A 14886-nucleotide genomic window follows, 5' to 3' on the forward strand; every position below is an offset into this window, starting at 1 on the left:
AGTAAAAAAACTTTTACTGATGTGTAACCATTAATTAATGTTTTCTAAAATTCGGCGTTTTGTGGTGTTCTAGGGAACGGAATTACGTCTCTAATATTGCTCATTCCGGTGGCAAACATAACTAAGCGTTCGAAACCTAAACCAAAACCAGAGTGTACAGCCGTGCCAAATTTACGTAAATCTAAATACCACCAAAGGTCTTCTTCAGGAATACCTATGGCAGCCATTTTTTCTTTTAAAACATCTAAACGCTCTTCACGTTGGGCGCCACCAACGATTTCACCTATGCCAGGGAATAGAATATCCATAGCACGAACGGTTTTACCGTCATCGTTTAAACGCATATAGAAGGCTTTAATATTTGCTGGATAATCAAATAAAATTACCGGACAGTTAAAGTGTTTTTCTACTAAGTAGCGCTCGTGTTCACTTTGTAAATCGGCACCCCACTCATCGATAATGTATTTGAATTTTTTCTTTTTGTTAGGCTTGCTGTTACGTAAAATATCAATCGCTTCAGTGTAGCTCACACGTTTAAAGTTGTTATCGGTAACGAATTTTAATTTTTCGATCAAAGTCATTTCGCTACGTTCAGCCTGTGGTTTTTTCTTGTCTTCTTCCTGTAAACGGTTATCTAAGAACTCTAAGTCTTCTTTGTTATTATCTAAAATGTATTTGATAACCGATTTCATAAAGTCCTCAGCTAAATCCATGTTGCCTGGTAAATCCATAAAGGCAACTTCTGGCTCAATCATCCAGAATTCTGCTAAGTGACGAGACGTATTTGAGTTCTCAGCTCTAAAAGTAGGTCCGAAAGTGTACACTTTACCTAAAGACATGGCGTAAGTTTCAGCTTCTAACTGACCAGAAACGGTAAGATTGGTCTCTTTACCAAAAAAGTCTTTTGTATAATCTACTTCTCCAGCTTCATTTAAAGGTGCATTTTTAGCATCTAAATTAGTTACTCTAAACATTTCTCCGGCGCCTTCAGCATCGCTACCTGTAATGATTGGTGCATGCATGTAGTAGAATCCATTTTCGTTAAAGTATTTGTGAATTGCGAATGACAAAGCAGAACGCAAACGCATAACGGCACTGAATGTACTTGTTCTAGTGCGAAGGTGCGCGTTCTCTCTTAAAAATTCAAACGAGTGTTTTTTTGGTTGAATCGGGTAAGTTTCAGGATCTGAGTCACCTAAGACATCAACAAATTTCACTTGCACTTCAACGGTTTGTCCTTTTCCTTGACTTTCAACTAAGTCTCCTTTAATGTGAACCGCAGCACCTGTGGTGATACGTTTCAATAATGCTTCATCAAAATTTTCAAAATCTACAACACACTGAATATTGTTTAAAGTTGAGCCATCGTTTAACGCAATAAAACGATTTGCTCTAAAGGTTCTTACCCAGCCTTTAATGTCAACTTCAGTATTTGGAGCGATATTATTTTGAGATAATAATTCTGAAACGGTATATGATTTCATAGGTATTAAAATTAATAGTGTAAATATAAAATTTAGCCTGTTTATATTAAAATGAATATCACGACTTAATCTTCGTTATCGTCTTCTTCAGGAATAATATTTATTGAAGGCTCTTTTAAAACTTCTTTATTAGCAATACTACGTTCTAACGATAATAATAACGAAGGTAATAGCAATAAGTTTGATAACATAGCGAATAATAGTGTGGCCGATACTAAGGCACCTAAAGCTACCGTTCCGCCAAAACTGGAAATGGTAAAAACTGAGAAGCCAAAGAACAGTACAATAGAGGTATAGAACATGCTCACACCGGTTTCACGTAACGCACCGTAAACCGATGGCTTAATTTTCCAGTGTCTGGCTTGTAATTCCTGACGGTATTTGGCTAAAAAATGGATGGTATCGTCTACCGAAATACCAAAAGCAATGCTGAATACCAAAATGGTTGATGGTTTGATAGGCACACCCAAATAGCCCATTAAACCTGCGGTTATTAATAATGGTAATAAGTTTGGAATTAATGAAATGACAATCATTCTTAGTGATCTGAACATATAAGCCATGAAAACAGCGATTAAGATGATGGCTAAGGATAATGAAATCACTAAGTTTTTAACTAAGTATTTTGTTCCCTTTTGGAACACTACGGCTTTTCCGGTCATGGTTACTTTGTAACGATCACTTGGAAATAACTTATCAATTTTAGTTTGAAGGTTTTCTTCAATACGCTCCATCTTTTCGGTACCAATGTCTTTCATAAACGTGGTAATACGTGCGTATTGCCCCGTACTATCCACAAAGTTTTTCAGTAAATCGACATTTGACGATGAATTTTTAGCATACGATAAAATAAAACTGTTCTCCTGACTGGTTGGTAGCTGATAATATTTTGTGTTGCCATTGTAGTACGCTTGTTTAGAATATTTTACTAAATCAACGACTGAAATGGGTTTCGATAATTCAGGAATTTCATTGATGGCTTCCTGTAATTCGTCCATACGTTTTAAAGTCGCCAGTTTCATAACGCCTTTTTTACGCTTGGTATCAATCATGATTTCAACAGGCATAATGCCGTTAAATTCACTTTCGAAAAATCGGATGTCATTTACGAATTCAGAATCCTGAGGCATATCTTCAATTAAACTCCCTGTGATTTTTATCTGGTAAATACCAATAATACTCACAATAAGTAAAACTAAACCGGAACAATAGATCGCAATGCGCTCGTGTTTTACCATGCGTTCCATCCAGTCTACAAAACCACCAATCCAACGTTTGTTTAGGTGTTCTAAGTGACGGTCTTTTGGATAAGGTAAAAAGGTATAAATGATTGGAATAATCAATAAACACAATACGAAAATGGCAAGAATACTTAACGACGCTACAATACCAAACTCTTTAAGTAAGGTGCTTTCAGTAAGTATAAATGTTGCAAAACCAGATGCAGTGGTAATGTTAGTCATTAAAGTGGCATTACCAATTTTGGTAATAACACGTTGTAAAGACTTCACCTTATTTCCGTGTTTTTTAACTTCATTTTGGTACTTATTGATTAAGAAAATACAGTTAGGAATTCCTATCACAATAATAAGCGGCGGAATTAAAGCAGTAAGTACGGTAATTTCATAATTAAGAGCCCCTAAAATTCCTAAAGTCCACATAACACCTATAGATACAACAATCAGTGAAATGAAGGTTGCTCTAAATGATCTGAAGAAAAAGAAGAATATTAATGAGGTTACCAGAAGTGCAGCGCCAACAAACCAGCCAATTTCACTAACAATAACCTGCGCGTTTAGAGTTCGGATGTACGGCATGCCCGAAATACGAACATCTAAATTGTAGGTCTCTTCAAAAGCATTTACTTTAGGTTCAAGAGTGTTGGCAACAAAGTCTTTTCTAATCGAGGTATTTACAATATCTTTTTTTAGATAGATGGCTGTTCTAATGGTTTGTGTTTCCTTGTTGAATAAGACATTATCGTAAAATGGATATTTATTAAACAGCTCGAATTCTAAAGATTCAATTTGTTGTAGCGAAGCAATAGAATCTTTAATGAAGGGTTCTAGGGTAAATTTCTCATGCTCGGTATCTTTAACCAATTTCTGTAAGTCTTTTACAGAAACTACTGTTTCTACCTCGTCGTATTTTTTAAACTCTTGAGCAAGGTTGTTCCAGGCGTTTAATTTTTCAACCGTTAAAAGTGTCGAGTCTTTAACACCAAGGATGATTAGATTTCCTTCTTCACCAAAAATACTTAAGAAATTGTTATACTCAATATTTACCTCGTGGTCGTCTGGTAACAGGTTGGCTTCGGTATTGGTAAAACGCATGTTTTTCCATTGTGTACTGAATAAAACGGTGATTATTAAAATACCAAGAAGTATCCCTATTTTATTACGCAGAATAATTCGCGCAATAACGTCCCAAAAGTGTTTTGTAAATAGTTTAAGCATGCCTTTAATAAAAGTTGGGCAAAGGTAGGAAAAACAAGTGTATTACCTCATAAAGTCAAGTTAAATGTAAACTTAAAAGCGATATTGTCGGCAATATCCGGAAGGTGGTAAGCGCCATATCTATACGTGAAGCTTAAACCAAAACCAAAAAGTAATTTATTAAGTTCGAAACCCGACTCGGTATAGCCTTTATCCAGCGAGCCAAAGGAGATATTTTCGTGGCGCTCCGGCTGATCGATATTACCTAAAGCGTAACGCGTAATTAAAACCATCTGGGGTTTGTAGCTAGGAGAGATATCGAAAGGTTTTAAGTAATGTTTAAATTGAAACGTAGTAAATTTATCAGAAAAAAATTCATTAAAAAACATGGTTTCAAAACTGTTAATACCTGCCACTGAAAAGCGTTGTAAAATGGTTTCTTTATTGATGTTATTTGGGTAGGCGTGATACAAATGTGTTAAGGGGACGTTGCCATTTGCTATTCCGGCTACCAGTACAATTTGTGAATAGCTTCCTTTTTCATCACCAAATTGATAGATGGTTCTGAAATCGAATTTTGAAAAATTGAAATCACTTTTAAAAACATCTTTAAAACTTTTGGTATACTGAAGTGTAAACTTCGGAAAGCCTTCTTTGACTTCTTTTTGTTCATTTTTAGACACTTCGTAAGTGCTAAACGGATTCCATTGTATTGCAAATTTGGCTGAACTGATATCGAATTCAGAATATGATTCATCTCCAACCGCATAAATATAGCTATACGTCGGATCGATATGACTTATAGAGAATTCTGATTCCGTAAGTAATTTTGGTGTTATTTGATGTCCTAAGCTAAGCGTTTTTGTGACATGCGCATGAAAAAGGCTAATGTTAAGTAAGCGCGGTTCGAAAAACTGAAAAAAACGTTTATCGGTTAAAAATTTGGTGCTTCCGGTTTCCTGTAAATCATCGGTGTAGGATGCGCTAAGCCAGGTGTTACTTTTTTCAGCTAAACGATAAGCGCCACCAACGCTGTATTTAAATTTATCATCACCAAAACCGTAAACTAAATAGCCATTAATGCGAAAGGTTTTTGAAAGTGCATCGTTTGTAATGCCTCCAAGTCCGGTTCTTAGTGCTTCGTACTGGTTATATTTTATGAGATAGCGAAGGTCGAAGTTAAAATATTTGGTAGGGAAATAACCATTGCCTAAATGTTCTATAAAAGCTTTCTTTTTTAGAGAATCTTTTACTGTTTCTGTGTTGTCTTCTGAGAATGATTGGGCCTGCAACAAAAAAGAAGCACATAAACAAAGAATAAAAAAACAATGCTTTAACATATAAATGCGATTAAAAAGCGAATGGTTTACAAAAAAAAGCGACTTAAATGTCGCTTTTAAATTATACGGTCATGATTTCTTTTTCTTTCACTTCGAAAAGGTCATCCACCTTTTTAACGTACTTATCTGTGATTTGTTGTACGTCTATTTCAGCATTTTTCTTTAAATCTTCAGAAACGTCTTCTAATTTTTTAATATCGTTATTAGCATCTTTTCTGGCCGCTCTTACACTAATTTTAGCATCTTCAGCTTCAGCTTTAGCTTGTTTTGCTAAATCGCGTCTGCGCTCTTCAGTAAGTGGCGGAACGTTTATAATTATGGTGTCTCCATTGTTCATTGGGTTGAACCCAAGGTTTGCTATCATAATAGCTTTCTCAATCTCTTGAAGCATGTTTTTTTCCCATGGTTGAACTGTAATGGTTCTTCCGTCAGGTGTATTAACATTAGCTACCTGGCTTAATGGTGTTGGAGATCCGTAGTAGTTAACTAAAACACTACCTAGCATGGCAGGACTTGCTTTGCCGGCACGAATGTTAACAAATGCCTTCTCCAAATGCTTAATCGCATTAGTCATAGATTCTTTCGCAGTGTCTAGTATAAATTGAATGTCTTCGTTCATGTTTTTAGCTTTTAAGTAAAATCAATGTTTCAAAAATTGCGCCAAAGGTTATAGGTTAACTTCGGTACCAACGTTTTCTCCGGAAACGACTTTTAAAAGGTTTCCTTTTTTGTTCATATCGAAAACTATAATTGGTAATTGGTTTTCTTGACTTAGGGTAAATGCTGTAGTGTCCATAACTTTCAAGCCTTTTCTTAAAACGTCATCGAAAGATATGAAATTAAATTTAGTCGCTTTTGCGTCTTTTTCAGGATCGGCATTGTAAATTCCATCTACACGAGTTCCTTTTAAAATCACATCGGCTTCAATTTCTATAGCACGTAATACGGCTGCAGAATCGGTAGTAAAATAAGGGTTTCCGGTACCACCACCAAAAATTACCACACGACCTTTTTCCAGGTGACGCATCGCTCTTCTTCTAATAAAAGGCTCTGCAACTTCATTGATTTTAATAGCCGATTGTAAGCGTGTAGGTATTCCGGCATCTTCAAGGGCACTTTGTAAAGCCAAGCCGTTAATTACGGTGGCTAACATACCCATGTGATCTCCTTGTACACGATCCATACCGTTACTAGCTCCGGCAACACCTCTAAAAATGTTTCCACCACCAATAACAATGGCAACTTCTACACCTTTATCGGTTATTTGTTTAATGTCGGCTGCATATTCGGCTAAACGCTCAGGATCGATACCATATTGGCGATTTCCCATTAAAGCTTCACCAGATAATTTAAGGAGTATTCTTTTGTATTTCATTATTTGTTACTCAAGGTTGTGCAAATATAATCAATATAATAAATTGCTAAAGTGAATTTTTAGGCAATTTGAGAACTAGAGATGTATGTATAAAAAAACCATTGTACCCTAAAGTACAATGGTTTTATATTTTTGTTGTTATGTAAATTAACCTACAGAAGCTCTTTTGAAATCAGTGATAGTAACATCACCGTAAGAAGCTACGTATTTAGCAACATTAATTTTTTCGTCTTTAATGAAGTTTTGATCTAATAAACATTTCTCTTGATCAAGTGTAGTGTTATCAGAAACAAAACGATCCATTTTACCTGGTAAGATGTTAGCCCAAATTTTTTCTGGTTTACCTTCAGCAGCTAATTGTGCTTTAGCATCTTCTTCAGCTTGCGCTAAAACTTCAGGAGTTAATTGAGACATAGAGATGTATTTAGGAACGTTTTTAAGTGTTTTACCTAAACGCGCTAACTCTTCGTTATCTTTTTCGATTACAGCAATTCTAGCTTCAGTTTCAGAAGCAACGAAAGCAGGATCGAAATCTTTGTAAGATAATGTAGTTGCTCCCATAGAAGCTACTTGCATTGCTACATCTTTTACTAAAGTTTCAGCGTTATCAACTTTTGCAGATAAACCTACTAAAGCAGCAATTTTGTTAATGTGAACGTAAGAACCAACATAAGGAGCTTCTAATCTTTCGAAAGAAGTGATGTCTAATTTCTCACCAATAACACCAGTTTGCTCAACTAATTTCTCAGCAACGGTAATACCACCAAAATCAGCAGCTAAGAAGTCTTCTTTCGTGTTGTAGTTTAAAGCTACTTCAGCTAAATCGCTAGCTAATTTTAAGAAGTTTTCGTTTTTACCAACGAAATCAGTTTCACAACCTAAAACGATAGCAACACCAGCAGTGTTGTCTGCGTTTAATTTAGCAACAGCAGCTCCTTCAGAGTTTTCTCTGTCAGCTCTTTTTTCTGCTACTTTTTGTCCTTGTTTACGTAAAACTTCAATTGCTTTATCAAAATCTCCACCAGCTTCAACTAAAGCTTTTTTACAATCCATCATCCCTGCACCAGTAGCTTGTCTTAACTTATTAACCTCTGCTGCTGTAATTTTTACTGTAGATTCCATGTATTTTAAATTTTAAAAAAAAGTCGTTCAAATATTTTAGCAAAGAAAATAATTAAACGACTTATTTATATTGTGTAAATGTTAATTATTCTTCCTCATTAGCAGCAACTGTTTTAGTTGCAGCTTTTTTAGCTTTAGGAGCATCTTCTCCTTCAACTTTGTCAGCTTTTCTTTCTGCTAAACCAGCAGAGATAGAAGCAGTAACATGAGATAAGATTTTATCGATTGACTTAGAAGCATCGTCGTTTGCTGGGATAACATAATCAACTTGACGAGGGTCAGAGTTGGTATCTACCATAGCAAAGATAGGAATGTTTAATTTTTGAGCTTCTTTAATCGCGATGTGTTCACGTTTAATATCAACTACAAATAAAGCACCAGGTAAACGAGTCATGTCGCTGATAGAACCTAAGTTTTTCTCTAACTTAGCTCTTAAACGATCTACTTGTAAACGTTCTTTTTTAGATAACGTGTTAAACGTACCATCTTTCTTCATTCTATCAATAGAAGCCATTTTCTTAACAGCTTTTCTAATAGTTACGAAGTTTGTTAACATACCACCTGGCCATCTTTCAGTGATGTATGGCATGTTGATAGCTCCTGCTTTTTCAGCAACGATATCTTTTGCTTGTTTTTTAGTAGCTACAAATAAAATTTTACGACCAGAAGCTGCGATTTTTGCTAATGCTGCTCCAGCTTCTTCAATTTTAGCTGCAGTTTTATATAAATTGATAATATGGATGCCATTACGCTCCATGTATACGTAAGGAGCCATGTTTGGATCCCACTTACGAGTAAGGTGTCCGAAGTGTACACCTGCTTCAAGTAATTCTTTTACTTCTACTGCCATTTTGTAATAGTTTACGTTCTGTTGAATTAGCAATGTTCCTTTTGGCTAAGGTTAAGCCTTAGGCTTCATTTAGATGCTAAACTAAATCCTGTCTTTTGGACTAGGACAACAATAACTGTTATTAATTTTTTTAATTGCGTTGAAAAAATTTCAACAATAGGATTAACGTTTAGAGAACTGGAATTTCTTACGAGCTTTCTTCTGACCGAATTTCTTACGCTCTACCATTCTTGGGTCTCTTGTTAATAAACCTTCTGGTTTAAGAGTTAATCTGTTTTCTGCATCTACTTCGCACATAGCACGAGAAACAGCTAAACGGATAGCCTCAGCTTGACCAGTAATACCACCTCCATATACATTTACGGTAATATCAAAGTTGCTTTCATTGTTAGTCATAACTAATGGTTGCTTAACTTTGTACTGTAAAGTAGCAGTAGTAAAGTAGCTAGCTATGTCTTTTTTGTTAATAGTGATGTTACCGCTTCCTGGGGCAACATACGCACGAGCAACAGCCGTTTTTCTACGGCCAATTTTGTGAATCACTTCCATTAGTTGAATTCATTTAAGTTAATTGTAGCTGGCTTTTGTGCAGCATGTGCATGCTCTGTACCAACAACAACTGTTAAGTTACGGAATAAATCTGCACCTAATTTGTTTTTAGGTAACATTCCTTTTACTGATTTTTCTACGATTCTTGCAGGATCTTTTCCAAACAATTCTGTAGCTGTTAAACTTCTTTGACCACCTGGGTAACCTGTGTGACGGATGTAAGTTTTGTCATTCCACTTGTTTCCAGTTAAGTTGATTTTTTCAGCGTTAATAACGATTACGTTATCACCACAATCAACGTGAGGTGTGAAGCTAGGCTTGTGTTTACCTCTTAAAAGTTTTGCAACTTTAGAAGCTAAACGACCCAAAGATTGTCCTTCGGCGTCAACTAAAACCCACTGCTTATCTGCAGTAGCTTTATTAGCTGATACTGTTTTGTAGCTTAATGTGTCCACGTTTTTAATTAATTTTTATTAAACATTCCTCTCTCAAAAAGAGTTTGCAAATTTACGATTAATTATTTGATTACCAAATAGTGTGCTAAGTTATTTTTATACAGCTTTTTAAATTACTGGATTATTGTGAAATTTAAATGTAAATATATTAAAATGAATTATTTGTGCTTTAGGTGTTAAAATGTATCTGTTTATATTTTTTTATAAGTTGGAATTGTAATCGGAAGATTTGTACATCAATTTTAGGTTTTAAACAGGTGAAAAAATCATAAAGCTTTAATAAATAAAGAACAAGAACCGAAATTTGATTAATTTTGCAGCGTTATGCAAGAACTAAAACTTTCAGATTGGTTACCTACCACAAACAAAGAGGTTAAAATACGCGGATGGGAAGAACTCGATGTTATCCTGTTTAGCGGTGATGCTTATGTGGATCATCCAACCTTTGGCCCGGCCGTTATTGGTCGTACTTTAGAAAGTTATGGATTAAGAGTAGCTATTGTGCCGCAGCCTAATGTGAACGATAACCTTCAGGATTTCGTAAAGCTTGGTCGTCCTAAATTATTCTTTGGGGTTACCGGCGGTTGTATGGACCCTATGATTAGTAATTATAATGCTAATAAAAAGCGTCGTGATAAAGATGCCTATACACCAAATGGAGAAATAGGCTTTCGTCCTGATTATGCCACAACGGTATATTCTAATATATTAAAGGAAAAATGGCCTGATGTTCCGGTGTTGATTGGAGGGATTGAAGCTTCTTTACGTCGTGTTACGCATTACGATTACTGGAGTGATAAACTTATGCCTACCATTTTAGAGTCATCTAAAGCTGATATGCTGGTGTATGGAATGGGAGAGCAACCGCTTCGTGAAATTGTTCGTTTGTTACAAAAAGGAGTGCCATTTAGTAGTTTGAATACTATAAATCAGACAGCGGTTCTCATAAAAAAGGATGAATCTATTCCAAAAAACAGTAATTGGGAAGATGTTGAAATCGCATCACATGAAACCTGTTTAAAAGATAAAAAGGCTTATGCATCTAATTTTAAGGTGATCGAGCAGGAGTCAAATAAATTGGCAGCGCGTCGTATTTTTCAAAAGGTGGGAGATAAAACGTTAATGATTAATCCGCCGTACCCAACTATGACGGAAGAAGAAATTGATGCGTCTTTCGATTTACCATATACACGATTACCACACCCAAAATATAATAAACGCGGACCCATTCCAGCTTTTGAAATGATTAAGTTCTCCATTAACATTCACCGTGGATGTTTTGGAGGGTGTAGTTTCTGTACGATTTCGGCACACCAAGGTAAATTTATTGCTTCTCGTAGTCAGGAGTCTATTTTAAAAGAAGTTGATAAGGTTGCCAACATGCCAGACTTTAAAGGTTACTTATCTGATATTGGCGGGCCAAGTGCAAATATGTATAAAATGAAGGGTAAAATTCAGTCTATATGCGACAAGTGTGTGGCACCTTCATGTATTTCTCCAGTTATTTGTAGTAATCTGGATACGTCACATAAACCGTTAACGGAATTGTATCAGGCGGTTGATAGTCATCCTAAAGTGAAGAAATCGTTTATAGGTAGTGGTATTCGTCATGATATGCTGGTGCCGGAATTCAATAAGAATGCCGATCCTAAAGAACTTGATGATTACACTGAAGAGGTGATGACCAAGCATGTTTCTGGTCGACTAAAAGTAGCGCCAGAACATACTAGTGATCCGGTTTTAAAATTAATGCGTAAACCATCGTTTACCTATTTTCATAAATTTAAGGAGCGTTTCGATAAGATTAATGTGAAGCACAAATTGAAACTTCAGTTAATCCCTTATTTCATATCGAATCACCCGGCTTGTGAAGCTGAAGATATGGCGAATCTGGCAGCTGAAACCAAAGATATGGGCTTTCAGTTAGAACAGGTGCAAGGGTTCACGCCGACCCCTATGACGGTAGCAACGGTAATTTATTATAGCGGATATCATCCATATACGTTGAAGAAAGTCAATACGCCAAAAACCAGAAAAGAGAAAGATGAACAACACCGTTTCTTCTTCTGGTATAAAGATGAAAATAAAGCCTGGATAAAAAATACTTTGAACAAATTAGGACGTCAGGACTTATTAAAAGTATTGCTTCCTGAAAACGATTCGTGGCGAAAAAATAAACCAGGTAAACCGAAGCATACGTTTGATGATGCAGTGCCGTTTAATAAGCGTAAAAATAAAGCCAAATTTAAATCAAAGAATAAACGTTAATTCGTAAGAAATAAAAAAAGCCTTGTATTCAATACAAGGCTTTTTGTTTTTATAGCGGTTATGGCTACTCTTTTAAAAGTTCATAGCCTTGATTAATTCCTTTTTCAATGGCAGGAACACCGCGTTCCATCCAAACAGGTTTTGCGGCACCTTGTAAGTAGTAATCAAAAAACTGTGACATTCTTAAGGTAAAGTCTTTTCTGTTTTGGTATTTTAATGGCCAGTGCGGTTCGTCATTGTAATTTAAAAACCAAGCGGGTTTACCTAATCGGCGTAAGCTTACAAAGAACTCAATACCTTGATACCACGGTACGTGTCCATCGGCATCGTTATGTAAAATCAATAAAGGAGTGTTAATTTTATCAATATTGAAAATAGGTGAATTTTCAATATAACGCATTGGATATTCCCAAGGTGTTCCTCCAATACGACTTTGGGTATGCTCGTATTGAAATTGACGACTTAATCCAGTCCACCATCGTATTCCGCCGTAAGCGCTAATCATATTCACAACGGGAGCGCCAGATTCAGCAGCTTTAAACATATTGGTTTTTGTTACTAGATATGCAATTTGATAGCCACCCCAACTGTGACCTTGTAAGCCAATATTATTTTTGTCTATAAATCCTTGTTTAATGATGGCGTTGGTTCCGGAAACCACACAACTTAAGGCGCTTTCGCCAGGGTAGCCTTCACGGTATTTTACATTCGGGTTGAAAATAACATAACCGCGACTGGCGTAATAGCTATAGCTAATGGTAGAACGCACGAAAGATGGTGGTCTGTGTTTGTGAATATCGTCTGAACTGCGTTCGTAGAAATTAACAATCATTGGGTACTTTTGGTTCGGGTCGAAGTTTTCGGGTTTAACCAATAAGCCTTCCAGTTCTTCACCGTCTAAAGAAGTCCATTTCACCAGTTCTATCGTTCCCCAGTTAAAATCCTTTTGTTGCGGATTGGCATCACTTAAAACGGTTTGTTTTTTAAAACTTAAATCGGTTAATCGTAAATTAGGGAATTCAGTAAACGATTCGCGTGTAAATAGTAAAGCATCACTTAATTCGGCTTTTGTTGGTTTGCTATAACTAAAATCGCCTTCCTCTAATTGTTTTATGGTGTTGTTTTTAGGGTTGAATTCAGCAAAACCTCCAGCTTTGGTGGTTTCATTAAATGTTGATAACAACCACTCGTTTTTCACGCTTATAGATTCTTCTTCCTTGTCTAATTTGATGTATCTGTAAACGATTTTATTGGCGCGTCCGTTGGTTAAGTTTGAAGTTTCACCCGTATTCGGATTGTATTTCCAGATGTCGTAGCGATCGTAAAGTAAGATGTGTTTATCGTCTTCCATCCATCCGGCAGTACCATAAGAGCTAGGGAAATCTGGTGAATCATTTAATTCGTCGTAAAATACTTTTCCTTTGGTCAATTCTAAATATTTGTTAGTTTTTACATTGTAGGTAAACCAGGTACTGTCAATGGAGTGATACCCAAAAACAAATGCGCCTTTCGGACTTAAAGATGCATTTGGCATCTGTTTTAAAATGATTTTTTGATTGCCGGTTTTAGTATTTACAATAGCGTAATCTTTGAGAGATCTTCCTGTCCATTGACTTTCAAGTGAGTATGGTGTTGGTGTATTTACTAATGTGATGTTAGAGTTGCCTTTATTGGTAAGCGTTGAATAAGGGAAGGCTTCCGTTTCAATCTGAACCGTTTTTTTATTATTGAAATTATAAACAGTTTCATAAGACTTAATAGTGTCGTTTTTTACCTGCAACTCCTGAACCGTGTATAGTCTAGGTTCGTTATACGTCCACACTTCTAAATTTACAATTTCGTCTTTTAGTAACGTGGTGTCTTTAATGATAGGAGGTTTTCGTAATCCGAAATATAACTTAGATTCATCTTTTGAAAACGTTATTGTACCATCTTTAGAAACTAAATAACCGTTTGGAGTGGTTGCGTTGTCGTATAGTTTACTGGCAGTTTCTTGTCCGGCTTCCCAAATATAAAGTTCGTTTGGTCTAATTTGTACTTTAGTTGTGTCGGCATCGACCACAAAGGCAAAACGTTTTCCGGTTTCACTGAAGCTTAGTTTGTTGTATTTTGCTTTTTTTCCGGAATAAATATTGGTTAATTGCGATGTGTTAAAATCGTAAATAAACACACCTTCACCGTTATTATCTTTATCACCGGTTGTTGAAAATGCCAGTGTTTTACCTGTTTTAGCAAAGGTGTAATGAGTAACATATTTAAAAGTGTCCTGTGCTTTAGAGTTAAGGTTTCTAATCACTAAATGATAACCATTGGTTTTGCTTACCTTTTTAGGTTTTGCATCTTTTTTATCGTCTTTGGTTTCGGTGCTATCAGTCTTGATTTCTTTTTTTGGAGCTTTAATATCTTCTAGAAGATACCCGATATAGCCCGACCATTTTTCAGGGAGTTGATATGATTTTACATTGCCTATTTTGTCGAGTTCTTTGGAGTCAAGGTTGTAAATTGCTAAAGAATCTTTTGGTAATTTATCTTTCTTCACCTTGTGACGAAGCATGTTATCTAAACTGTCTTTTAGTGGTTTTATGGTAAAGGCTAAAAATTTAGAATCGTAGGTAAACTGACCATTTGTAGCTCTAAAGTATTCTAAAAGGTTTGCTCCTTTGTTAGATGTTACATGAAGATGGCTATCGGCATTTTCCTGTTCTAAATCGTAAACTATAAAATGTCCGTTGGGAGCAATAGCTTCGTTTTTAATACTATTCCATTGTTGAATATCTGAAAATTCAAGTGTTTTTTTTTGTGCGATTGAAACAAAAGACACCAAAATGAAAATGTAGGTAAGGTTTAATTTCATGTGTAAGATTTAAAAAGGGTAAAAATAATTAAACCAACCAAATTGGGCCAACTGTTAAACTAAGTTTAACAAAGTATGCTGTTTGTCAGCTCGTTTCGCAGTTGGTCAGAATTAGCTGTTTTGGGATAATTGATTGCTTTTTATTTATGAACGT

At 35.7% G+C, this 14886-nt stretch carries 11 protein-coding genes; 1 reads left to right on the top strand and 10 read right to left on the bottom strand.

Features of this window, described 5'->3' with window-relative positions:
- Window positions 1-44: 44 nt before the first annotated feature.
- The 9 genes from asnS to rplM all read right to left on the bottom strand — a co-directional run bounded on the left by asnS (window position 45) and on the right by rplM (window position 9610).
- Window positions 45-1484, bottom strand: a complete 1440-nt coding sequence (asnS, locus tag ICJ84_RS14415) for an asparagine--tRNA ligase (RefSeq protein WP_188217117.1) — start codon at window positions 1482-1484, stop codon at window positions 45-47.
- A gap of 65 nt (window positions 1485-1549) precedes the next feature.
- Window positions 1550-3940, bottom strand: a complete 2391-nt coding sequence (locus ICJ84_RS14420) for an efflux RND transporter permease subunit (RefSeq protein ID WP_188217118.1) — start codon at window positions 3938-3940, stop codon at window positions 1550-1552.
- Window positions 3941-3987: 47 nt separating this feature from the next.
- Complete coding sequence (locus ICJ84_RS14425; RefSeq protein ID WP_188217119.1) at window positions 3988-5259, bottom strand: hypothetical protein; 1272 nt, start codon at window positions 5257-5259, stop codon at window positions 3988-3990.
- A gap of 61 nt (window positions 5260-5320) precedes the next feature.
- Window positions 5321-5878, bottom strand: a complete 558-nt coding sequence (frr, locus tag ICJ84_RS14430; protein ID WP_188217120.1) for a ribosome recycling factor — start codon at window positions 5876-5878, stop codon at window positions 5321-5323.
- A gap of 48 nt (window positions 5879-5926) precedes the next feature.
- Complete coding sequence (pyrH, locus tag ICJ84_RS14435) at window positions 5927-6634, bottom strand: UMP kinase (RefSeq protein ID WP_188217121.1); 708 nt, start codon at window positions 6632-6634, stop codon at window positions 5927-5929.
- Window positions 6635-6781: 147 nt separating this feature from the next.
- Entirely contained in the window at window positions 6782-7756 is a 975-nt protein-coding gene (tsf, locus tag ICJ84_RS14440; protein WP_188217122.1) for a translation elongation factor Ts, read from the bottom strand.
- Window positions 7757-7841: 85 nt separating this feature from the next.
- Window positions 7842-8606 carry a 30S ribosomal protein S2 gene (gene rpsB / locus ICJ84_RS14445; protein WP_188217123.1) on the bottom strand — a complete coding sequence of 255 codons (765 nt, stop codon included), beginning with the start codon at window positions 8604-8606 and terminating at the stop codon, window positions 7842-7844.
- A gap of 162 nt (window positions 8607-8768) precedes the next feature.
- Window positions 8769-9155 carry a 30S ribosomal protein S9 gene (rpsI, locus tag ICJ84_RS14450; protein WP_188217124.1) on the bottom strand — a complete coding sequence of 129 codons (387 nt, stop codon included), beginning with the start codon at window positions 9153-9155 and terminating at the stop codon, window positions 8769-8771.
- A complete protein-coding gene (rplM, locus tag ICJ84_RS14455) occupies window positions 9155-9610 on the bottom strand; it encodes a 50S ribosomal protein L13 (RefSeq protein ID WP_188217125.1) in 456 nt (151 codons plus the stop codon). Before rplM ends, rpsI begins: the two co-directional genes overlap by 1 nt.
- A gap of 324 nt (window positions 9611-9934) precedes the next feature.
- Here rplM and ICJ84_RS14460 point away from each other — a divergent pair, with 324 nt between their 5' ends.
- Complete coding sequence (locus tag ICJ84_RS14460) at window positions 9935-11878, top strand: YgiQ family radical SAM protein (RefSeq protein WP_188217126.1); 1944 nt, start codon at window positions 9935-9937, stop codon at window positions 11876-11878.
- 64 nt (window positions 11879-11942) lie between these two features.
- Here ICJ84_RS14460 and ICJ84_RS14465 read toward each other — a convergent pair whose 3' ends face one another.
- The gene (locus ICJ84_RS14465; protein ID WP_188217127.1) at window positions 11943-14732 is read right to left on the bottom strand and encodes an alpha/beta hydrolase family protein; all 2790 of its coding nucleotides are present in this window, start codon (window positions 14730-14732) and stop codon (window positions 11943-11945) included.
- Between the last annotated feature and the right edge of the window lie 154 nt (window positions 14733-14886).

Source organism: Aestuariibaculum suncheonense, from assembly GCF_014596935.1.
In the GTDB taxonomy this organism is placed as follows: Bacteria; Bacteroidota; Bacteroidia; order Flavobacteriales; family Flavobacteriaceae; genus Aestuariibaculum; species Aestuariibaculum suncheonense.